The sequence below is a fragment of the Sinorhizobium sp. CCBAU 05631 genome (assembly GCF_002288505.1).
In the GTDB taxonomy this organism is placed as follows: Bacteria; Pseudomonadota; Alphaproteobacteria; order Rhizobiales; family Rhizobiaceae; genus Sinorhizobium; species Sinorhizobium fredii_C.
In genome coordinates this window covers 334858-357089 of record NZ_CP023065.1, presented here as the reverse complement: position 1 = coordinate 357089, position 22232 = coordinate 334858, and the positions used below count along the sequence as shown (strand labels likewise).

General features: G+C 56.3%; 21 protein-coding genes and 1 pseudogene. 19 read left to right on the top strand and 3 right to left on the bottom strand.

Features of this window, described 5'->3' with window-relative positions; genetic code table 11:
• Positions 1-179: 179 nt before the first annotated feature.
• Positions 180-1970, bottom strand: coding sequence for a type II secretion system effector nodulation protein NopX (gene nopX, locus SS05631_RS28380; protein ID WP_037426143.1), 1791 nt, complete (start codon positions 1968-1970; stop codon positions 180-182).
• Between the two features lie 281 nt (positions 1971-2251).
• Positions 2252-2956, bottom strand: a complete 705-nt coding sequence (gene nolW / locus SS05631_RS28375) for a nodulation protein NolW (RefSeq protein ID WP_032490256.1) — start codon at positions 2954-2956, stop codon at positions 2252-2254.
• 155 nt (positions 2957-3111) lie between these two features.
• On the opposite strand from nolW, the gene nolB reads away from it, so the two are divergent.
• The 16 genes from nolB to SS05631_RS28280 all read left to right on the top strand — a co-directional run bounded on the left by nolB (position 3112) and on the right by SS05631_RS28280 (position 18248).
• Positions 3112-3606 (top strand): nodulation protein NolB, encoded by a 495-nt coding sequence (gene nolB, locus SS05631_RS28370; protein WP_014857557.1) that lies wholly within the window; start codon positions 3112-3114, stop codon positions 3604-3606.
• Positions 3607-3615: 9 nt separating this feature from the next.
• Positions 3616-4485 carry a nodulation protein NolT gene (nolT, locus tag SS05631_RS28365; RefSeq protein ID WP_037426145.1) on the top strand — a complete coding sequence of 290 codons (870 nt, stop codon included), beginning with the start codon at positions 3616-3618 and terminating at the stop codon, positions 4483-4485.
• On the top strand, positions 4482-5120 hold the full coding sequence (gene nolU / locus SS05631_RS28360; RefSeq protein WP_015633406.1) for a nodulation protein NolU: 639 nt from the start codon (positions 4482-4484) through the stop codon (positions 5118-5120). The genes nolT and nolU overlap by 4 nt, the downstream gene beginning before the upstream one ends.
• 1 nt (position 5121) lies before the next feature.
• Positions 5122-5748, top strand: coding sequence for a nodulation protein NolV (nolV, locus tag SS05631_RS28355; protein WP_037426152.1), 627 nt, complete (start codon positions 5122-5124; stop codon positions 5746-5748).
• Positions 5745-7100 (top strand): type III secretion system ATPase SctN, encoded by a 1356-nt coding sequence (gene sctN, locus SS05631_RS28350; RefSeq protein ID WP_037426155.1) that lies wholly within the window; start codon positions 5745-5747, stop codon positions 7098-7100. Before nolV ends, sctN begins: the two co-directional genes overlap by 4 nt.
• On the top strand, positions 7076-7612 hold the full coding sequence (locus SS05631_RS28345; RefSeq protein WP_014857562.1) for a hypothetical protein: 537 nt from the start codon (positions 7076-7078) through the stop codon (positions 7610-7612). Before sctN ends, SS05631_RS28345 begins: the two co-directional genes overlap by 25 nt.
• Positions 7613-7658: 46 nt before the next feature.
• Complete coding sequence (sctQ, locus tag SS05631_RS28340; protein WP_037426158.1) at positions 7659-8714, top strand: type III secretion system cytoplasmic ring protein SctQ; 1056 nt, start codon at positions 7659-7661, stop codon at positions 8712-8714.
• A complete protein-coding gene (sctR, locus tag SS05631_RS28335; protein ID WP_037426161.1) occupies positions 8707-9375 on the top strand; it encodes a type III secretion system export apparatus subunit SctR in 669 nt (222 codons plus the stop codon). Before sctQ ends, sctR begins: the two co-directional genes overlap by 8 nt.
• On the top strand, positions 9372-9650 hold the full coding sequence (locus SS05631_RS28330; RefSeq protein ID WP_014857565.1) for an EscS/YscS/HrcS family type III secretion system export apparatus protein: 279 nt from the start codon (positions 9372-9374) through the stop codon (positions 9648-9650). Before sctR ends, SS05631_RS28330 begins: the two co-directional genes overlap by 4 nt.
• Positions 9651-9658: 8 nt before the next feature.
• The gene (gene sctT, locus SS05631_RS28325; RefSeq protein WP_037426165.1) at positions 9659-10477 is read left to right on the top strand and encodes a type III secretion system export apparatus subunit SctT; all 819 of its coding nucleotides are present in this window, start codon (positions 9659-9661) and stop codon (positions 10475-10477) included.
• On the top strand, positions 10474-11511 hold the full coding sequence (locus SS05631_RS28320) for an EscU/YscU/HrcU family type III secretion system export apparatus switch protein (RefSeq protein WP_014857567.1): 1038 nt from the start codon (positions 10474-10476) through the stop codon (positions 11509-11511). The genes sctT and SS05631_RS28320 overlap by 4 nt, the downstream gene beginning before the upstream one ends.
• Before the next feature lie 796 nt (positions 11512-12307).
• Positions 12308-13120, top strand: a complete 813-nt coding sequence (gene nopP / locus SS05631_RS28310) for an effector protein NopP (RefSeq protein ID WP_014857569.1) — start codon at positions 12308-12310, stop codon at positions 13118-13120.
• A gap of 701 nt (positions 13121-13821) precedes the next feature.
• On the top strand, positions 13822-14118 hold the full coding sequence (locus SS05631_RS28300; protein ID WP_010875097.1) for a nodulation protein NopC: 297 nt from the start codon (positions 13822-13824) through the stop codon (positions 14116-14118).
• A 392-nt stretch (positions 14119-14510) separates the two neighbouring features.
• A complete protein-coding gene (locus SS05631_RS28290; protein ID WP_037426169.1) occupies positions 14511-15401 on the top strand; it encodes a hypothetical protein in 891 nt (296 codons plus the stop codon).
• Between the two features lie 188 nt (positions 15402-15589).
• Positions 15590-17683, top strand: a complete 2094-nt coding sequence (sctV, locus tag SS05631_RS28285) for a type III secretion system export apparatus subunit SctV (protein WP_014857573.1) — start codon at positions 15590-15592, stop codon at positions 17681-17683.
• A gap of 16 nt (positions 17684-17699) precedes the next feature.
• The gene (locus tag SS05631_RS28280) at positions 17700-18248 is read left to right on the top strand and encodes a tetratricopeptide repeat protein (RefSeq protein WP_015633401.1); all 549 of its coding nucleotides are present in this window, start codon (positions 17700-17702) and stop codon (positions 18246-18248) included.
• An 874-nt stretch (positions 18249-19122) separates the two neighbouring features.
• Here the strand turns inward: SS05631_RS28280 and SS05631_RS31545 are convergent.
• Positions 19123-19524, bottom strand: coding sequence for a hypothetical protein (locus SS05631_RS31545; RefSeq protein WP_041415760.1), 402 nt, complete (start codon positions 19522-19524; stop codon positions 19123-19125).
• 478 nt (positions 19525-20002) lie between these two features.
• On the opposite strand from SS05631_RS31545, the gene SS05631_RS28265 reads away from it, so the two are divergent.
• The 3 genes and pseudogenes from SS05631_RS28265 to SS05631_RS28255 form a co-directional block, all read left to right on the top strand.
• Complete coding sequence (locus tag SS05631_RS28265) at positions 20003-20425, top strand: helix-turn-helix domain-containing protein (RefSeq protein ID WP_037426177.1); 423 nt, start codon at positions 20003-20005, stop codon at positions 20423-20425.
• Positions 20422-21291: an IS3 family transposase gene (locus tag SS05631_RS28260; protein WP_015633379.1), complete on the top strand. Its 870-nt coding sequence runs from the start codon at positions 20422-20424 to the stop codon at positions 21289-21291. Before SS05631_RS28265 ends, SS05631_RS28260 begins: the two co-directional genes overlap by 4 nt.
• Positions 21292-21299: 8 nt before the next feature.
• Positions 21300-22077, top strand: a pseudogene (locus SS05631_RS28255) (IS110 family transposase); the annotation flags it as partial.
• Positions 22078-22232 lie beyond the last annotated feature (155 nt).

Below are 22232 nucleotides of genomic sequence, written 5' to 3'. Positions count from 1 at the left end.
CCGGCCTCACGCTCGCTCTTTCGCATCGCACATATCTTGATTATCCGCGTTCACGTCTAGTCTCCTGCGCGTTCGCTGCCTCGTCGCTCGCAAATGTGCAAGCGACAGCGGCCGGCGAGGCGCGGTGAGGATACCCACATGGGAAAATGGGTCATGAACTAGCCGGGAAGGCCGACGGCCTAGGCCGGATGGTCGGCCGTAAGGCGTGCCTTCAGGTCGTTCAGATAGCCTTCTGCATAGTGCTGCGCCATTGAAAGCGGCAGATTAATCCCGGCCGTCGCGGCCTCTTCAATCGCCTTCCTTGCGAGCCCGTTGCGAATAGCCAGCTTGACCCCGGGTCCCGAGACAAGGCCGACTGCTTGTGCTGCGACCCCTATGCCAGCCTCTATCAGCGCCTGCTTCATATTGCCTCCGGTAATCGCTGTACGGAGGAGATTTGCGGCTTGCGCCTCGCATGCAAGCGTCATGGATACGAGATCGGCCACCTGTCCGATTCCCGGGATGAAGCTGAGCACTCCCACGGCCGTTGCAGCCCAGTCAAGCACTTTAGACCCTACCCGCAGCACGGAGTCGACGACATGTATGAGGGCTCCGCCGTTCTTTTTCGGTGACTTGATGTCAGGCTGGTCCGCCAGGCCCATCTTCATGTCTGCGACAGCGTTCTGCGCAGCCTCAGTTTCCGGCACATGGAACTTTGGCTGCTGAACGGTGCGGTTTGCCGTAGTCATGTTTGTGTAGAAACGGCCAAAGTCTTCTTTGCTGACGTTGCCAGAATCGACCGTATGTCCGCCGCCGAAGTCGAAAAATCCATGATGAGTCTTATAGCCCGTAATCGCATTGTTTAGCAGACCGAACAGAAGAGGATCTGAAAGGAGCTGCGAGGCAGCTTCACGTACTTTCGGATCCAAGCTCTTGTCGTCTGCCATACTCGCCAGCTTGTCGCGTGTGAGATCACCGCTCCCGAAAAATAACTCCTGATGGCTGTTAATTGTCTTGAGCGTGTCCAACTCGGCTTGTGTGAGGCTCATCGACGAGGAGGCCACTTGCAGGAAGTCCTCTTTGTGGACCTTATCTATATTACCACCGTACAACCTCTTCCATTCTTCCGGATGACTGACGAAGTATTGAGCCGCCGCAATGACCTGGGGTGGACATTTGCCTGTTTTCGCTTCGCCGTCGACGATCTGCTTGAAGTCGGCCAGACTCAGGTTCTTGGGAAGATATTCCGAGTACCGATAAAGCTCCCGTAGAGCATCGTTCTCGGTCATGACCGATGGCTGGGCATTCTCGGCGCTGTCGGATGGGATGTAGTTCTGCGCGTAGCTTTGCGCTTGGCTTTCCTGAAATGCGGCAACTTGTGGGTGATGTTTGGAAAATTCAGACAAGTCCTTCGCAGTGATCTTGCCTCCACAGCGACCATCGCCCTGCGAGCCGATTGCATAAAAAAGTTCGGGATCCTGTAGCAATGCCTCGATTGCCGCTTTCAGATCCGGCGGTGTAGAGGGATCATTGACTTTAGCCTCCAGCGACTCCCAACTGAGTGGGCACAGATCCTTGTGACGGTTCAGCACTGCGACAATCTGCAACTCAGGCTTAGTCAGCGATCCACCGTTCCATGTAATTCTCGAGCTTTGTATGGGAGCTGGCGCGACATAATGGTCGTCGATCGCAACAGCCGACTGCGGGGTCTGACCCATTGATTCGATCGCCGCCCTCATGTGGGGGGGCAGCAGGGCCAATGGGTCCTTCTGCAAATCCTCCAAGGTCGACTCGGCATCCGGCGGCAGCAGGTCCTCCCGACTGGCTAAAGGACCAATCCTGTCTAGCATGTTAGTGGACAGCATCGCTTCGAAGGACAATACGCTTTGCTGCCCCTGGGCTACCCGAGGCGCGAAAGCTTTGGCGAGCGACGCCTGGGCGAACTGTGCAGGATTAGAGCTGATCATTGGTAAAAGGTTGCTGGCCGACATTGTGCATCCTCAGACGTGATGTTGTCCCTCCACAAGGACCTTCTATAAGGCGCTTGCGCTCACGAAGTGACAATCTTAAAGCCTCCGCTGGAGTAACTATGCTTTTTGATTGCTTCGCTCCATGCTAGCTACAAAGGTCAATTCCGGCACAATGGTCGGCGACATCGTTGGAGCTACCGATTCACATCATGAGCGGTTTAGCTTTCGAGAAACTGACGAGGCTTAGACGAATAACAATCAAGAGGTGACCGCAGTGAGGTGCTAATCCTAAAGTCTGAATTTCATTTCTTGCTCAGCTCAGCCTTCCCGCCATCGTCGTTCTCTGGCAGCATCTCAGAAGTATAAAAGACTTCCGGTCTCCCGCCGCGGACGACCGTGGTGGAGGAGCCCCGAAACAGTACCATCACAGATTCCCTCGCGGGCGTATCGGTTGCGCGAGGCTGCGCCTGCGCCACTGCCAGTAGACCGTTCAACGTCTGCTCGATGAGCGCGATGAAGCGCGGCGGGCCGGACACTAAGACCAGGCCATTTCCCGGCGCGGGTCTCACCGGATAGCGCTCATCAGAGATGTCAAGCTTATCGAGGGCGAGCTTGAAAGCACTAAAGTGAACTGAACTCAACACAAGCATCCGAGTTTGTGCTTCTTTTGCAGCAGACACATAGAGCACAACCCCGTCATAATACCATTGGAGATCGTAGAGATCGGTCAATCGGTCGAGGAACTCGCGCGGTGACAACTCCGGTATACGCCCGCGAATCCGCCCCTTCACCTCTGCGCTGATGTTAACACTGATTTTCAGGTTGTTGCCGAACTCCTGCAACGCGGCAGAGAGATCCTGATCTAGAACCGTATACTTATAGGAGGTCGAGGGGAGCGGCAGGGTGGCCCCGAGGGTTGTGTGGATTCCGGCAAATAGAAAAAGCCCGACACAGAGCAGTCTCCTAAACATATGAAGCGGTGTGAATGGGATCGGCGTTGTCGGCATCTCGTCTTGATAAACCAAATCTGAAAATCTCCCATGCGGTTCAACTCGACTAACATCACTCTTCAATGGGCAAGCGACGCTGCCGGTAGTCAGCGTGTCGTCAGCTCGCCTCGCTAGAGTTCCACGTCAAAGAGTTAAGTAATCGAGTCCTTCTCATGATGCTGCCTGTCACGTCAATCTCTAACAGTCTCCCCAGGGTCGCGTCATCGTCATTCGGCGAGCAAGCTCAGTTTGAGCGTGCTCTGGCACAGGCGGCTGATTCGATGAAAAACGATACTGCTTCAACGCCAGTGAGGACGGCGCCTATTTCTCCGCCGATGGACGTTCACCGCGCGGCGCCAACGAGCCCGCTGAAGGACCGCGTGCTGCAGACGATTTCTGCGATTTGCCCGGATAGTATAGTTGCTGCTGCCGCGCCCAACCATAAGGCGGCCCTTATAAGCGGCGCTCCGCCCGGGCCGTCGCAGAAGCTCCCTGTCGAAGATGGGGCGGGCACCGAAAGGTTGGGAATCCCGCAAGGGGGGCATGATTTTGACGTGATGGTTGCCGGTCTGCGGGATCTTTATAATGGCGTGACCCAAGTTGCTCTTGTTTCGAAGGGTATCAGCGGCATCACCTCATCCGTAAACAAACTATTAAAGGAAGGGTGAGTAGCGCGCATGTTCGGCTCAGCCCATGGCGACACAACGAGCAGCGACACGTCTGGCCGGCGACCGCTTCGCCTCGTCGTGCTGCCACTTCTCCTGGCTCTGAGCAGTTGCAAGGTCGATCTCTATACCCAGTTGCAAGAGCGCGAGGCGAATGAGATGCTCGCGCTTCTGATGGACAACGGGGTTGATGCGGTCCGGGTGGCCGGTAAGGATGGCACCAGCACAATCCAGGTCGACGAAAAGTTGCTCGCCTTCTCAATCAAGCTCCTGAATGGCAAGGGGCTGCCGCGCCAATCTTTCAAGAACCTTGGCGAAATATTCCAAGGTTCGGGCCTTATTGCATCACCGACCGAGGAGCGTGCACGTTACGTTTATGCCCTTAGCGAAGAGTTGTCGCATACAATCAGCGATATCGATGGCGTGTTCTCGGCGCGTGTTCATGTGGTACTGCCGCATAACGACCTGCTGCGAGCAGGCGACACACCGTCATCGGCCTCGGTTTTTATCCGCCACGACGCCAAAACGAATCTCCCATCTCTGCTGCCTAAGATAAAGATGCTCGTCGCCGAAAGCATCGAAGGCTTGGCCTACGACAAGGTAGAAGTGGTTTTGGTGCCGGTGGAAAGGTCCGCACAAGAGCAACGGTCTTTACTGGAGCCTGACTTGGCTCAAGCATCTAGGCCTATCCCAGTGCCGCTCCTGGCTGTCGCGGTGGGTGTTGGCGCTGCAGTGTTCGCTGTGACGTGTTACCTCTTGTTCATCGTTCTTGGACATCGGCGCAGGCAATTAACTGGCGAACTATCTAGAGTCCAGGAGCGCCCCGGTGTTTCCGCTCTCGCGGCTATTCGTAAAAAGATACCGGCGCTAGGGCGTAGGTGAAATTACCAATGCCGATAGCGATACAAAATACCCAACCTGATGTTTCGTTCCAATCGCACTCCGTTCCCAGGAGCGAGCTTGCTGCGTCGACCCATCCGACGCGTCTTGCCGCCCGTCTCGATCCGGAGTTGTCGGCTGCGACAGTGGTGCAGTTGCAGAAGTGTGCGAGGCTTCAGCCACGACTGGCAGAATTGCTGCTTGGCAATGACATGGATTGGAACCGAATCGGATGGGGGCCCGATCTCCTGCGCGGCCATGATCCTCGTCGCGCTGCTCTTCTTGCCGGAAGTATTTGGCATGCCCGTTCGCTTCTGAAAGTCGTTTCTCAGCGTGACCTCGCCCGTCTCGTTGAACGTATTGGCGCTGATGCGCACGCATTTGGCATCCGACATCTGGCGCATGCTATCGCAGACAAATTGATCTCTGATCCGGAAAAACTCGCGTTGCAAATAGAACACGATGGACATGCTTGTCTTGGTGCTTGGCTCAACATAAGACCAGCGCTTGAGCGGAACCGCGTGCTTCTACGCTTGCCGCTCGGTACAGCCGCGGAGAACCCGGCGCCTGAGCACGATGGTGCCTCAAGCGGGTTGTTTTCGCTCGTGATAGCCCATTTCGAGATGGAGAGCCCGTGATATGACAGCCGACATTTCAGCAGCACCCGTCGCGCCGCAGATGCGCCCATTGGGGCCACTGATACCCGCGAGTGAGCTTAATATCTGGCACAGCGCTGGAGATGCGCTTGCCGCAGCAAAACGGCATCAGCAGCGGGTCCGTACCTGGGCACGCGCCGCTTATCAGAGGGAGCGGGCCCGCGGCTACGCCGAGGGGTTGAATACAGGCGCCGAGGAAATGTCACGGCTGATTGCACGAGCAGTCACCGAAGTAGCGCAACGAAAGGCAGTTCTGGAAAAGGAATTGCCACAGCTTGTCATAGAGATACTGAGCGATCTTTTAGGTGCTTTCAATCCGGGTGAGCTGTTGGTGAGGGCTGTTCGTCACGCGATTGAGCGCAGATACAACGGCGCGGAAGAAGTTTGCCTTCATGTGTGTCCCACGCAAGTCGATATGCTCGCGCGCGAGTTCGCCGGTTGCGACGGACGGGAGAAGCGGCCGAAGGTTCGAATTGAAACGGATCCTACGTTGTCGCCGCAAGAGTGTGTGCTGTGGAGCGAGTATGGCAACGTCGCTCTTGGACTTGATGCGCAGATGCGCGCGCTGCGCCTTGGCTTCGAGTACCTTTCTGAAGAAGGAGAACTGTGATCACTCCGGTACCACAGCATAATAGCCTTGAGGGGACTCCTCTCGAGCCAGCGATCGCGTCTTTGTGGTCCACGGCAAAGAGAATCGATACGCGCGTCGTGCGAGGACGGATCACGAGGGCTGTTGGTACCCTGATCCATGCCGTCTTGCCAGAGGCTCGGATTGGGGAACTTTGTCTGCTGCAGGATACGCGAACCGGTCTGTCGCTCGAAGCAGAGGTAATCGGCTTGTTGGACAATGGCGTGCTGCTCACGCCGATCGGAGGCTTGGCGGGTCTGTCCAGCCGCGCGGAAGTCGTCTCCACTGGACGAATGCGTGAAGTGCCGATCGGCCCCGATTTGCTTGGCCGTGTGATCGACAGCCGCTGCCGTCCACTCGACGGCAAAGGCGAAGTTAAAACCACCGAAGTTCGTCCGCTGCACGGCAGGGCGCCCAATCCAATGACGAGGCGCATGGTTGAGCGGCCATTCCCGCTTGGGGTGCGCGCGCTCGATGGTCTCCTCACATGCGGTGAGGGGCAGCGGATCGGGATTTATGGCGAGCCTGGCGGGGGCAAGTCGACGCTAATATCACAAATCGTAAAAGGTGCTGCCGCCGATGTCGTCATAGTCGCGCTGATAGGCGAGCGTGGCCGCGAAGTACGTGAATTCGTAGAGCGGCATCTTGGGGAGGAAGGCCTCCGCCGTGCGATAGTTGTGGTTGAGACCTCCGATCGCTCGGCAACGGAGCGGGCGCAATGTGCTCCTATGGCGACCGCCCTGGCGGAGTACTTTCGCGAACAAGGGCTGCGTGTCGCTCTCCTGTTGGACTCGCTGACGCGCTTCTGCCGTGCGATGCGCGAGATAGGTCTTGCTGCGGGAGAGCCGCCGACCCGGCGGGGCTTTCCTCCTTCTGTTTTTGCCGCACTACCAGGCCTGCTGGAGCGCGCCGGCATGGGTGAGCGCGGTTCAATCACAGCCTTCTATACTGTGCTTGTCGAAGGTGATGGCACAGGCGATCCGATCGCCGAGGAATCGCGCGGCATTGTCGACGGACATATCGTCCTCTCACGCGCTCTTGCGGCGCGATCCCATTTCCCAGCTATCGACGTGCTGCAGAGTCGCAGCCGAGTTATGGATGCGGTCGTTTCTGAGACGCATCGCAAGGCAGCATCCTTCTTTCGTGATCTCCTCGCGCGCTATGCAGAGTGCGAGTTTCTGATCAACGTCGGCGAATACAAGCAAGGCGGCGACCCCCTTACTGACCGCGCCGTCGCGTCAATTGGTGAGTTGAAAGAGTTTTTGCGCCAGAGCGAAGACGAGGTATCAGATTTTGAGGAGACGGTCGGATGGATGTCGCGTTTGACCTCGTGAATTATGCTTACGCTTCAAGGCTACGGCTTTTAAAGGAAATGCGCGAGCGCGACGCCCGTAGGAAACTGTCGAAGAAGGAAGCTCAGCACCACATGGCCATTGTAGCCGCACAGAATGCCTCTCGGGAGCTTGAAATCGCACAGCAACAGCGTGCTGGAAAGGAAGCTCAACTCTACCAAGAACTAACGTCGCTGAACACCTTGTCCAGCGCCGCACTCGACCATCACCACCTTCATATAGAGCGGCTTGCGGCTGAGATCACTATCAGAGGCCAGGTACTTGACGACGCGCGCATCGCTCAAGAGCAGGCCGAGACAGCGGCGTCTGAGGCAAAGGCCCTGTTGGTGAAGCGTTCGGAAGCACGGCACAAATGGCAACAGATCCAGGATGACCTCCGGCGCGCCGTCGATATTCTTTCTGAAGCCGCAGGTGAGATAGAGGCCGACGACGAGATATTACTGCGGTATGGGAGGGGTTCGCTCGCCCAGAGATCACGCAACGAGTTCCGGTAACTGCAGGTTTCGGATTGACCGCATCGTGCAGCTAAGATCCGCTTTGATGACTGGCGTGGCCAGACGCACCATATTCGAACCAGCGCTGACACTGTCCCCCGAGGTCGTCGCGTGGATCAACGACATAGCGGCTTCACGCGGGCCGTTTCAGAGCCGTGTCGGCGACAAACCACTTTCGGTGTCGATGGAAGGACTTGTTTGGCAACACGAGTCTTCTGCCATTCCGATGTTTGACTGCATTTGGGATTTGGGAGGTGAAACGGTCGTCTTGTCGCTCTCTCAACCGCTTGTAGAGGCGCTCGTCTCGACAGTGCAGAGCGGGCTTGCTTTTCCTACCGAGCCAACTGCATCGCTCATTCTCGAACTTGCGCTCGAGCCGCTTATCGCTCGACTGGAGGATAAGACGAACCGGACCTTGCATCTCCTTCGCGTGGGTAAAGCCATAACATTGGCTCCTTATGTGGAACTGGAGATCGTCTTCGGCTCGGTCAGTGGCAAGGGTCGCCTGTCCCTCTTCTCGCCTCTTGATGGCTTGGTGCCGTTTGCGTTCCGCGCGCTGGCCGAACTGCTTGGCCAATTGCCGCGGCAACCGCGCGAGCTTTCCCCAGACCTTCCGGTCATAGTTGCAGGTGAGATCGGCACGCTTCGAGCTTCGGCGGCGCTCCTTCGAAAAGCATCCGTCGGTGATGCTCTGTTGCCAGACATATCGCCGTTCGGCCGTGGCCAAATCGCTCTGTCTGTGGGTCAGTTATGGACCAGGGCAGACCTTGAGGGCGACCACCTAGTCCTGCGGGGACCTTTCCGCCCGCAATCACGCCCCTTGGAGTATGCGCATATGACAGAAACCGAATCGCAACTAAGGCCGTCGGATGCCGATCTCGATGACATAGAGATCGTGCTTGTCTTTGAATGCGGCCGCTGGCCCATCTCTTTGGGCGATTTGAGGAGTGCCGGCGATGGGCATGTTTTTGAACTTGGGCGGCCAATCGATGGCCTTGTAGACATAGTTGCCAATGGTCGGTGTATCGGACGTGGCGACATCGTGCGCATCGGAGATGAGTTGGGCATCAGACTCCGTGGAAGGTTGGCATGCAATGACTGAAATGCAGCCGGCAATTCTGGCCCTTCTTGCGATAACCGCGGCACTCGGCTTGCTGGTGTTAGCGGTCGTCACAACCACGGCGTTTGTAAAAGTATCAGTTGTTCTGTTCCTCGTCCGCAACGCACTCGGGACCCAGACGATACCACCTAACATCGTGCTGTACGCAGCCGCACTTATCCTCACCATGTTCGTCAGCGCACCCGTTGCTGAGCAGACCTATGATCGGATAACAGATCCGAGACTCCGTTATCAATCGCTCGACGACTGGGCTGAAGCCGCCAAAGCAGGAAGTCAGCCCTTGCTTGAACATCTCAAGAAGTTCACAAACGAAGAGCAGCGGCGATTTTTCCTCTCCTCGACGGAAAAGGTCTGGCCTGAGGAAATGCGCGCTAGAGTCACAGCAGATGATTTCGCCATTCTTGTACCATCTTTTCTGATATCAGAACTAAAGCGCGCGTTCGAAATCGGCTTCCTCCTTTATCTACCCTTTATCGTCATTGATCTTATCGTCACGACGATATTGATGGCCATGGGGATGTCGATGGTATCCCCGACGATTATAGCTGTCCCGTTCAAACTATTCTTGTTCGTCGCTATTGATGGCTGGTCAAGATTGATGCACGGACTTGTGCTCAGTTATACGATGCCGGGAGCTTTATGATTACCGGATCCAGTATTGTTAGTCTAATGAGCCAATCACTGGTGGTTTTCATGATCTGGATTCTGCCACCGCTCATTGCATCGGTGATTGTTGGCCTAACCATTGGCATCATCCAGGCAGCAACGCAGATCCAGGATGAAAGCCTGCCACTCACTGTGAAGCTCCTGGTCGTTGTCGCGGTGATTGGCCTGTTTGCGCCTGTGCTGAGCGCTCCGCTCATCGAGCTCGCGGACCAGATCTTTACCGAGTTTCCAGCAATGACACTCGGCTATTAGTCTGCGCTATGTATTTGTCACCTGCCGAGATTCAGATCTTGCTCCATGCGGCTATCGAACTCGTTGCGGCAGCCGGTCTTGGAGCGGCCCGCGCGCTGGGCATAATGCTGATCCTTCCTGTATTTACACGATCTCAAATTGGCGGGCTGATCCGCGGCTGCCTGGCTATCGCCTTCGGACTACCCTGCTTGGCACACGTCAGCGACGGATTGCAGGCGCTGGATCCGGAAACAAGTCTGATCCAGATACCCCTGCTCGGACTAAAGGAGGTGTTTGTCGGCGTGCTACTTGGCACTTTTCTCGGAATTCCTTTATGGGGCCTTCAGGCTGCGGGTGAGTTTATCGACAACCAGCGCGGCATCACCAGCCCGTCTACTCAGGCCGACCCAGCAACGAGCAGTCAGGCTTCCGCTATGGGAGTATTTCTCGGAATCACTGCAATTACGATCTTCGTCGCAGCGGGAGGCGTGGAAGCTGTGCTCAGCGCCCTCTATGGTAGCTACTCAATCTGGCCCGTATATCGGTTTCAGCCAACATTGAGTACCCAAGGCGCAGTGGAGTTATTCGGGCTCCTCGACCACATCGTGCGCACGACATTATTAGTCTCGGGGCCTGTAGTCTTCTTTTTGGGACTGATTGATATATCAATGATGATGCTACGTCGCTTTGCGCCACAATTCAAATCTGGCCAGCTCTCCCCGCCGATCAAGAATATCGTCTTTCCGATCATCATGGTTACCTACGCTACCTATTTGCTCGAGGGCATTAAACTTGAGATCACGCAAGCGGACGGCACGCTTGGGTGGCTCGACAAGTTGCTGAAATGAGCGATACGAGCGAAGAGAAATCACACGGCGCTACCCCTAAGAAGCTGAGCGACGCGCGCAAAAGAGGTCAAATACCGCGTAGCTCGGATTTTGTCCGCGCGGCCGCCACTTGCGCTGGGCTTGCCTACTTATGGCTAAGAGGTAGCGTTATCGAAGATAAATGCAGGGAAGCGCTACTATTAACCGACAAGCTGCAAAACCTGCCTTTCAATCTCGCGGTCCGGCAGGCGCTGGTTCTGCTAGTCGAACTCACCCTGGCAACCGTTGGCCCGCTGCTCTCAGCTCTTTTTGGCGCGGTAATCTTGGCTGCATTACTGGCCAATAGAGGATTTGTATTCTCTCTCGAGCCAATGAAGCCCAACTTCGAAAAAATCAATCCTTTTCAATGGCTGAAGCGCTTGGGGTCGGCGCGTTCGGCAGTCGAGGTTGGCAAAACGCTGTTCAAGGTGTTGGTTCTCGGCGGGACCTTTTCCCTCTTCTTTCTCGGTTTATGGAAGACGATGGTGTATCTGCCGGTCTGCGGAATGGGCTGTTTCGGCGTCGTCTTTACCGGAGCGAAACAGCTGATCGGAATTGGCGCCGGCGCACTTCTGATCGGCGGACTGATCGATCTGCTGTTGCAGCGTGCGCTATTTCTGCGTGAAATGCGCATGACGAAGACGGAAATAAAGCGCGAGTTGAAGGAACAGCAAGGAACGCCAGAATTGAAGGGTGAACGGCGTCGCATTCGCAACGAGATGGCTAGCGAGCCTCCGCTTGGTGTGCATCGCGCCACGTTAGTCTACAGAGGAACTGCGGTGCTGATCGGTCTGCGTTACGTTCGTGGTGAGACCGGAGTTCCGATCTTAGTTTGCCGCGCCGAGGGCGAGGCCGCTTCAGATATGTTTCGCGAGGCGCAGAATCTGCGTCTCAAGATTGTCGATGATCATGTCCTAGCGCACCAACTCATGAGCACAACGAAACTGGGCACCGCCATCCCCATGCAATATTTCGAGCCCATCGCGAGAGCACTCTTGGCCGCAGGTTTGGCCTGAGCATCCCTGAATTCGGAAAAGAACTTTGAAGACATTGACTTCCGGGCGTGATTCCTTTGGCTTTAAGTCGGGACGCAATGGATGGCCCAGGAAGAAACAGTGCTGCCGCAAGCACATCGCACGGCGGGATCATCTGGCAATCGGTTTCTGCGAATGGCGGCAAACGTGGCTCGCGCTTGTCGTTCAGGTTTGGCATGTCCGTCGGTGGCGACACGTTGTTTCAAATGGTAGTTGTGGCTGAGAATCGATAGAGGTGCCGCACGTGTTGGGGTCGGACGTAACGGCGGCCGCAGGGACGCTGGTCCGGCGCCCCCGCCATATCCGTGCGTGCAGAGTTCCCGCGTCATGACGCGTGCCCGGGTTAAAGCAACAGGGTCGTAGACTTCGAATGGCAACACGTCTGTGGCGGACATTGCTCGTCGCCACGAGATCGATCGTTCATTTTTTTCTACAGATGGCGTCAAATGCTGCGAACCTCAGCGATAACGTCGACGCTTCAGCAAATTGGAAACGCGGCGGCGCAAACGGTAGGCTTAAGCCCAAACTTCCACGACACGTCCGTTCCAGCCAGATCTGCCACCCAAGCCGATAATGGTTCAATGGTTCCGAGCTCCGGCCGTCCGCGCAAGCAGCAACAGAGCCAGTGAACCCGAGTATTGGCAAATAGCGGTAGAAAGCTTTTTGTCCGCGCTGAAAGTCCCACTAGTCAGCTGAACGTCAGTTGTGCGGGTCTATCTTGACCCGTTTCCCCTAGCCAGCCGCTCTCAATGCGAAAAAATAGGAGTACAAGATCGCCATGTACGGTCGAATTGATAGCTCGTCCGATTTCCACTACACGCAGAGTGCCAGCAAGCAAACGGATGCAGAAACCCAAGAGTTCGCGGACACGTTTGCCCGAATGCACTTAGACAGATCGGATTCCAACGGCGGTTCATCCAGATATACCCTCGATCACGAACCTCCGGTCGTGCCGATTGATCTGAAGACGTTCAGGAGGGAGATCAGGAAATTTCATGGCAAAGAAATCACTGACATCGCCGACAATCCACAGGAATATTCAGACTTCGTGTCCGCAAAAGCCAGACGCACTGCGGACGTTGCTCAGCAATACGGCATTCGTCGGGATTCTGAGAACGCTCGATATTTCAGTTACCAGTTGGGAAACCAGTGTGTTGGACTGATGAGAACGGAAGGTGGGTTCAGCATGGAAGAAGAGTTCGAATCCAAAAGTTGGAGAGACCAATTTCCTGGTCACCAAGAGATTACCTCCACCGTGGATCTTCAAGTCGCCCATCCTCTCGTTGAGAATGCAGGCGATATTCTGCTCGAGCACCAACTTCGGAGGGACGGCGAACGACCGTTGCTGAACTGGCGCGCGGAAAACCCAGAGGCGAAAGCCCGTGCAGCGATGATGGGGTTTGTTGAAGTGGATGATTGCGACATGGTCCTTGACCCCAAACAGCATCCCGACAAATGGACGCAGACCAGTGCCGCTGAATGGCGGCGTAAAGACAAACCGCCGCTCTATCTCCGCAAATTTGAGGATGCCGAAACCGCACAGTGTTCAACCAGCTGCTCTTACGAGACTTACGAAGATGACTTCATGTGACCGGATTCTCGCCAGATTTGGTCGCGACGGCCGGGCCCCATCTGCCAAGACCGGCCCTCATGTCATGGACAGGGAACGAAAGAGCGTTACAAACTGCCACGCGCTAACGAGCGATACCCATTCGGTGTTTAGGCGCAAAGGAGCTTGAACGCAGGGTTTCTTTGAGACCATCGTAGTAGTTCGTTCGGGGTTTTGCTCCCGAGTCCCGTAAAACACCTCGAGGCCGTTCTTTACATTGAGGCCGGAGCGTCTTTGATGCCCGGCCTCTTTTGCCATCGGGTGGCTCCGACACCGCAATGGCGATACGCAAAGCAGTTGGTCTCGCCGGCCCGAAGTTTCGTGTAAAGCAAGCCTTTGCGCATTCGAGGCTTCATCGAACCTGAGAGAGCTTCACGCTCGCGCAAAATGCCGAATTTCTCGCCCTGCTGGTCCAACTGCACACGTTAGCGTTTTTTTGTCCTGGAGCCGACCGGCTCTTCGAACAGGTTGTCGCTTGCTGTCGGCATGCCCGTTGTATGCTGATGTCACTCAAGTGCATCGGACTGAGCGCCGCCTCGGCCTGCCGGAGTTCCAGGGAGTCCAGATCGTGCAGCACGTTTATATGCAATAGCGCTTCTTTTTTTGACAATTGTCAGCTTTTCGAAAGCTGGAGCTCATAAGTAGATGTTATCTACAATTCGCCGCTAAGGCAGGAGTAGCTGATGGTCGGAGTGATTGGAAGTGGAGTTGGCTCCATCGGCGTTTCCCTGGCCCGCAAAGGGGGGCATGGACATTCGACTGGACAGCCGCCGCGCGATTCAGGCGGGCCCTCTGGTCACAACAGGCCGGATCGCGGGAGCGGCGTTACGGATGGCCCGACCATTTCTGGGGATCGCTCGCAGGCTGCAATTCAAAGCGAAGCCTTCGAACTAGCTCTTCGATCGGTTGCGCTGCAACTTATGAACGATGCCATGGCTGATGCCGACGAAGCTATGGCAGAAACTGAAGAGGATGCCTGACGCTGGGTGGCCCCCGTCAGGAGGTGCGTGCCGTTAGTGACGGCACAATTGTAACAGAAAGGGAAATGACATGTCTAAAATAGGTACTGTCACGAGTGCAGTTGGAGCTGGCGCCGCGGCTGGCCAGAACGTAGCGGCCAAAGGTGCTGGGGCTGCGGCCTTCCAGGCCCAAATCGCAGAACTGGCAGCGGTGAGCGCAGAGGCTACGGCTAGGAGTATGCTACTGCGCACTGTTACGACCGAGCTCCAGACAACCAAGAAGGCGGCGGATGAACGCGTACAGTGATGCGGATGGGGCTCTAGGCACTGCGTAGCACAATTGGCACGAAGTGGAGCCGAGATGAGCCGCATGCCACTCGCCGTGCGGCTTCTCTTTTGTCTGGATATCGTCAGTGAACGACGCCATTTCGCTTCAATTCAAAGTTATCTCAGGGCTCTATTGTGAACTGACTGGTACGACGGCTCTAGAAACCAGCTTGATCGGTAGCGGCCTCGACGCCGACATAGTCTTCGTCGAGCAGGGCCTCGCGCCGCATCATTTTCGCGTCACTCTTCTGGGCAAAACACTTGAGGTCGAGGCGCTTGCTGCCGGTCTCAGCATAGAGGGAAACGGGAATATTGCCGCAGGCGAGCGGGTTGTCGCGCCCCTTCCTGTCGTCATTCATGCAGGCGCGATGTCCATTCTCTGGTCAGTGCAGGATGCAGCGTCATCTGGTTCGATCGGTAAACCACGCCTCTCGATATCTGTGCTCGCCTTGGTGTTGCTCGGTTCTCTCGGGATCGGCGTGCTCTCGGCCATTTTCTCTTACTACGACAACGCTGTTGTATCGAACGCCGATTTATCTGGTGATGCCCGGGAACCCAAGCTGCCTGATAATCGCACTGATGATGAGACTGCATTCACAGCCGCTAAAGCCCTCCAACAGGAAGTCGACAGAGCCGGTCTGTCCAACATTAAGATCAGCGCCGCTGAGGGTGTTGTGACAGTCGAGGGCACGGTCACGTCTGCTTCGGCCATCAGTTGGCATAAAGTGCAGCAGTGGTTCGATCATCGCACGAGGGGCGCTCTAGCGCTGTTGAATGGAGTGATTATCGACGATGAGAAGGCGCCATCCGCAATCGCAGTCGAAGCTGTCTGGCGTGGGTCGCTTCCGTATCTTGTCATCAAAGGAGAGAAATATTTCGTCGGCGCTCTTTTGGACGATGGTTGGATGGTCGAACGGATCGAGGACGGTAGCGTAATGCTAAGCCGAAATGGCCGCCTTGCTGCTCTCCCGTATTAAAGTATTCCAGCGCAGGGCTGACGATCTTGGACAGACTTGATGACCGGTCAACTTCGCACTTGCCTTTGAATCTTATGCGCAGCCATCCGCTGCAGGGGTCGGCCTCACGGACGACGCGCCTGCGGTCTTGGAGCTACGTTGCACCTGTGTAGCAGCAGAGTGTTCAGAAACGATCGTGAAGGGACCTCATGGCCAACGCCCTGCGTAAATTCACCGAGTATGCGCCGGCCAACCCGGACTTGATGGTCGCGTTGATGCTGCTTCTGGCCGTCAGTATGATGGTCATGCCAATACCGGTCGTGGCGGTCGATGCGCTGATAGGCTTCAACATGGGTTTGGCTGTACTGCTGCTGATGGCGGCCCTGTATGTCAGCACGCCACTTGATTTTTCCTCTTTGCCCGGCGTCATTTTGATTTCCACGGTATTCCGTCTGGCGCTCACCGTCGCGACGACGCGACTAATCCTGGCCGAGGGCGAGGCAGGCAGCATCATCCACACGTTCGGCAGTTTTGTGATCTCAGGCAATATTGTCGTGGGTTTCGTTATATTTCTGGTAGTGACCATGGTGCAGTTCATGGTTCTCGCGAAAGGCGCCGAACGCGTGGCAGAAGTGGCGGCGCGCTTCACCCTCGATGCTTTGCCAGGCAAGCAAATGGCGATCGACGCAGAGTTGCGGAACGGTCACATCGATGCCGACGAATCCCGCAGGCGGCGCGCCGCATTAGAAAAAGAAAGCAAACTTTATGGGGCGATGGACGGCGCGATGAAGTTTGTGAAGGGTGATTCCATCGCCGGGCTAGTGGTTATCTGCATCAACATGCTGGGCGGAATTTCCATCGGCCTGCTCTCGAAGGGCATGTCGTTCGCCCAGGTGCTGCATCACTACACTCTGCTGACGATAGGTGATGCGTTAATCTCGCAGATTCCCGCCCTGCTGCTCTCAATTACAGCGGCAACCATGGTTACTCGTGTAACTGGGGCTTCGAAACTCAACCTCGGTGAGGACATAGCCAATCAACTCACCGCCAGTACACGAGCATTGCGGTTGACGGCCTGCGTCTTGGTGGCCATGGGCTTCGTTCCTGGTTTCCCTCTGCCTGTCTTTTTTATGTTGGCCGCAGTCTTCGCGGCGGCAAGCTTCGTCAAAGGTGACGTCCTAGATGCCGACAAAGTCGATGCTACAACTGTAACTCCGGCGGAGTCTCAAACGCGAAACGTGGCTGCGCAGCCAAATCCCATTGGCGTCTTCCTCGCGCCGAGCCTTACGAATGCGATCGACCAGGTCGAATTGCGGCAGCACATTGCGCGTATTTCCCAACTAGTCTCGGCCGATCTCGGCATTATCGTTCCTCCGATCCCAGTCGATGTCGACCAGCAGCTGCCCGAGTCGCAATTCAGGATAGATGTCGAAGGCGTGCCAGTCGAACAGGATTTGATTAATCCGGCGCAGCTTTCCCTCGCAGACGATCTGAAGAAGATTGAGTCAAGCGGCATCCCTTTTCGGCATGATCCTGAAACCCACAGAATTTGGGTTGAACAAAGCCACGAGCCGGCGCTCAAAGCCGCCGGTATCCGGCATCATAGTCCCAGCGAACTCCTTGCGATGCGTGTCCATGCGACGTTGACTTGCCATGCGCCGCGCTTGGTGGGTATCCAAGAGACCCGCCAACTACTGGGCCGGATGGAGCAGGAATACTCTGATCTGGTGAAGGAGGTGCTGCGTACCACGCCGATCCCCCGGATTGCAGATGTGCTGCGCCGCCTCTTGGGCGAAGGTATACCAATCCGAAATACCCGGCTCGTCTTGGAGGCATTGGCCGAATGGAGCGAACGTGAGCAAAACGTCGCCCTGCTCACGGAACACGTTCGTTCTGGAATGAAGCGGCAGATCTGTCACCGCTATGGCAGACACGGTGTCCTACCTGCCTTCGTCATGGAACGTGAGACTGAGGATGTGGTGCGCTGCGCGGTTCGGGAAACGGCTGCAGGCCCCTACCTCGCACTAGAGGATCGGCAAAGCGAGGCGCTGCTGTCACAAATGCGGCAGGTCTTTTCGAGCACGGCACCGGGCCAGACGCGCCCGATCGTCTTAACTTCAATGGATGTCCGACGCTTCGTCCGCGGTTTTCTTACCCGAAACGGTATCGAGCTTGCCGTACTGTCTTATCAGGACCTCGCCTCCGATTTTAAAATTCAACCCGCCGGATCCATCAGGCTCCCGCCCAGTAATGGAACGTCAGGGGAACCTCGCAGTTTCCGCCCTTCTGCCACTACTGGATGATAGGTGAGAACCAAACATGAATTCACATGAGAATAGAGTCGCCGCGCCGTTGCTTTCATTTCGTTTGAACTTAGTTCTCTTCGCAGTACTCTCCGTTCTGCCTCTCGGCGGTTGTGCTAGGTGGGATAACCCCGTTCTTTCAGTGAAGGAGACGTCAGCCCCACAATTGCTCGGCGCCAACCAAATCAATGCGGCTACGCGCCAACGCATTTTGCGCGCCGTCGGTGAGGATGCTCAAGAGCGGGCTTTGCGGGATGATCTGAAGCAGCATCCAGGCAATGTCGATGCGGCAATCCGTCTTACAAAAGCATTGGTGGCGCAGAAACGCCCGCATGAGGCGCTTCAGGTTTTAGACAACGTCTTGGTCGTGACCCCAGACAATTTGCGTGCATTGAATGCGAAGGCAGTCATCTTGGACATTGAGGGGCGGCATGACGCGGCACAAGAGCTGTACCGGCAAGCTCTCGAAACGAACCCAGAGAATCAGATGTTGCACCATAACCTCAATCTGTCTCTTGCGTTTGAAGGGAAGTCCGAACAGAGTACTTTGCCACAATCGCGATAACGTTGCTGTGATGACCATTCACCTTTGAGAAGCAGACGCAGCACGTCGTGCGTGCCTGGGGACGAGGCAGGCCCTATAGCAATTGAGCGCTGAACACGACACTAAAGGGACGGAACTGAGCGGCTAATCCTATTTTCTGACAGCGGCTCTGGTTTGAATTGGCGCTGTGTCCGTGGCGCTCGACACCGAGGGCGCGGCCGGCGCGCGGCGTACAGCGTTTTGTCGGTCCGGTTATTGACCTTGCCCCCATCCGCCTATCTCAGGGTCGCGTTACCGCTGAACTGCCGTTGTCCTGACGATCATCATCGGTTCGCTGCGCTCCAGGATAAATCCCAGCCGAGCTCACGGGTGCAACACGCAGGCCAGGGTCATTATAATAGTAGTGCGTAAATGGGGGCTCATCAAATGGAGCCAATTTGGTTCCCTAGGCGATTAAGCAGCATTCTGCATCAAAAGTGTCACCCTACAGAATAATGATAGCATTAATATTGCAGCATAGTGTAGCTTCTGCGCAGCCGTATTTAACAATGAGTCAAGTGCGTGATGCCTATACGCGGACGAAACGACAATATTCTCTCAAATAAGCAGAAGGATGTCGACACGACCTTGAACAAACTTGGTAAGAGGTTTTCTGGTAGGCGTGATAAGCACCTAGGATACCCGTACAACCTCGACTTTGACCCCAGACCAATCTCTCAATTCCACAAATTTCTAAATAACTTGGGTGATCCATATGTCGGCTCACACTATGCGACCGAGGTCTGTGACCTAGTGGTGAAAATCCAACGCTTGGTACCCGAGGCGAATACAACTCACGCCCCCTTTTCTACCCTTCCCGCCGAAGAGTCCGAAGGGGAAGTCGTGACCCATCCAGTCATTCGTTCGACCAGTCACTCAGCCTCTGGAATCCGCCTGCAAATATGTTCCCGTTACGAACTCGTGCGGTCAGCGCCGAGCTTTCAATCCAGGCCTGGATTTCGGTTGTCAGCGGGCCGAGAAAGATGACTTCCGCCAATGTCGCCGCCGCATGCAACGCGGTCATTTCGGGCCAGCTCATGGCGATGTCGTGGTGCCCGATCCAAGCGTCAGGATTTTTGTAGTCGATGACGCCGCGCGCTGTCCTCTCCGATGCGTTCACGAAGAACCTGTAGGACAGGACTCCCGGATGACCTTCGGCTTCGACCCGCCTTGCCAGCGCGCCTACCGCAATCTCGAAGTCTTCCGGCGTCTTCTTCAGCTCGTATAGATTCAGGACGGTGAGGCGGTTGTCGATCATGATTGAACCTCGGTCCGAAACAGCATCTCTTTGCATAACCCGCCCCAGCACTCCCCAGGTCGGCACGGGACCAATGTAGCAGGCACCCCATACCATCGACAGGCCGTTTCCTCGCAGTCATCGAAGTCAGCATAGTACGCTGGTTGCTCGTTCTAATGGCGAACGCGAACGGAAAATCCTACCCAGAGCGGTCTTCCACGACGGGTATCAACCGTCAGGTTTTCACCACTATACTAGACTAAATGTTCGCCTGGGGCTGGGTGACCCGTCTCACAATATGCAGGTATCGAGGGTTGCGAGAGCGATCCTCTCGTAGAGCCTCATGCATAGGAGTGCGGGTTTCGGTAATTCGCGGACATGGATTCCATTAAATCCCGGACAGCGATTTCACTAAATCCGGGACAGCATTGGAGTGCACCCCCAGACTGAGACAAGGAAAATCGCGGACAGTTTCCCCGCAAGGAGAGGAAACTGGGGCATGGCCGGACGGCAAAGAGTTATTGATGAGGACCAAAAACTGGAGCTTCTCCAGCGCATGGAGGCGGGTGAAACCGTCAGCAAGTTGGCAGATGAGGTTGGCATCAGTCGCCAACGTCTTTACGAGTGGCGTGATCAGCTGAGGCTTCATGGTAATCTGAAGTCACGTCGGCGCGGGCGGCCGGCCAGATCGACAGCAGGAGTTGACGGGGACTTGCAGCTGCAGAGCGCCGTCGAACAGCCAGCGCCTCAGGAAAAGGCACTGACCAAGGCCAGGCGCCGGATCAGGGAATTGGAGCAGAAAGTCGGGCAACAGCAGCTCGATCTCGATTTTTTTCGCGAAGCCTTGCGGCACTTCGAGGAAGATCAGCGTCGGAGCAGCGCTCCTGGCGAAACGGGATCTTCAAAGTCATCGAAAAGATGACAACCGGCCTGTCGCAAGGCGAATTCAACATCGACCGAATGTGCTGGCTCGCGGGCGTCAGCCGCGCGAGTTATTACCGTCACTGGCTGGATTCGGCCCCTCGTCGGGCCGAAACAGGTTTGCGAGACCTCATTCAAAAGATGGCTCTCGGCAACGCGCACTACGGTTACCGCCGGATCGGAGCCCTGTTGCGTCGGGAGGGGTGGCAAGTCAACCACAAGTGCATTCTACGCATCATGCGTGAAGACAATCTGTTGTGCCTGCGCGCAAGACCCTTTGTTCCTACAACGACCAACTCGAGGCATGGTTGGCAAGTCGTGCCGAACCTCGCCAGGGGCATGATCCTCAATGGGGTCAACCAGCTATGGGTTGCCGATATCACCTTCCTTCATCTCGCTGAGGAGTTTGCATTCCTTGCCGTTGTGCTTGACGCGTTTAGCCGCCGGGTGGTCGGATGGGCATTGGATACGCATCTCCGAGCAAGCCTTGCGATCGAAGCTCTCGAGATGGCTATCACCGATCGCCAGCCCGTGGCCGGGAGCCTCGTGCATCATTCCGATCGCGGCGTTCAATACGCGTGCGGAGCCTACTCCGAACTTCTGCATCTTCACGGCATCCAGGCGAGCATGAGCCGTGTCGGAAATCCTTATGACAACGCGAAAGCGGAGAGCTTCATGAAGACCCTGAAGCAGGAAGAGGTGCAAGGTCTCGCCTATAGGGATGCAGACGATGCTCGCCGGCGCATCGGCGCTTTCATCGATACCGTTTACAACACGCAGCGCCTGCACTCGGCGCTCGACTATCTCACGCCGGAGGAATACGAACAGAAGCATTCAGGTGGACGACGGATGGAAAAGGCGGCATAGCTGAACACGGGAAACTGTCCGCGATTTTCCTTGTCTCAGTCTGGGGGTGCACTCCACCCGCCCATGAGGCAATGCGCGATCTGGTGCGGGCACGCCTGGCTGCCGTGCGCAGCCTGCGACAGGCGCGCCAGCAACTCAGTGGATTCCTGCTGCGCCATGGCTGCCATTATGGCCGTCCAGCCTGGACGCAGATGCACCGCCGCTGGCTGGCCGGTCTTCGCTTCACGCAACCAGCCCACCACATTGTGCTTGAGGATCATATCGCGACGATCGAGGCTGCGACGGACCGGCGCGATCGGCTGACGAAGCAAATCGAGATCATGTTGAGCGATTGGTCATTGGCCCCGGTCGTCCAGGCGCTGCAATCGCTGCGCGGCATGGCTCTGGTGACCGCAGCAACGATGATTGCCGAATTGGGCGATATCAGTCGCTTTACCAATCCGCGTCAACTGATGGCCTATCTGGGGCTCGTCCCATCGGAGCATTCGAGCGGCGCAACCCGACGCCAGGGCGGCAAAAGCGGGGAACGGAACCGCACGCCGCATGTTGATCGAGGCGGCCTGGAGCTACCGGTTTCCCGCAAGGGTGAGCCGCGAGCAATTGCTGCGCCAGGAGCAGCTTCCAAAAACGATCCGCGATACGGCGTGGAAAGCGCAGGAGCGGCTCTGCGGCCGCTATCGCAAGCTCACCAAGGCCGGAAAGCCGGCCACGACGGTAACCACGGCGATCGCGCGCGAATTATCGGGCTTCGTCTGGGCGATTGCATGCCAGGTCTCACCGCGTTGAACATCGCCAAATCTTAGGAAAGCAAAGAGGAGGAACGAACCCATCAGAAGCCATGTGCACCTGGGCAAGGCTGGGGGCACGGTCACGGCAGGAGAACCCTCGTTTCCACTATCAGCCGGTTTAATTCCGACGCTGCCAACTAGACTGAGGAAGCT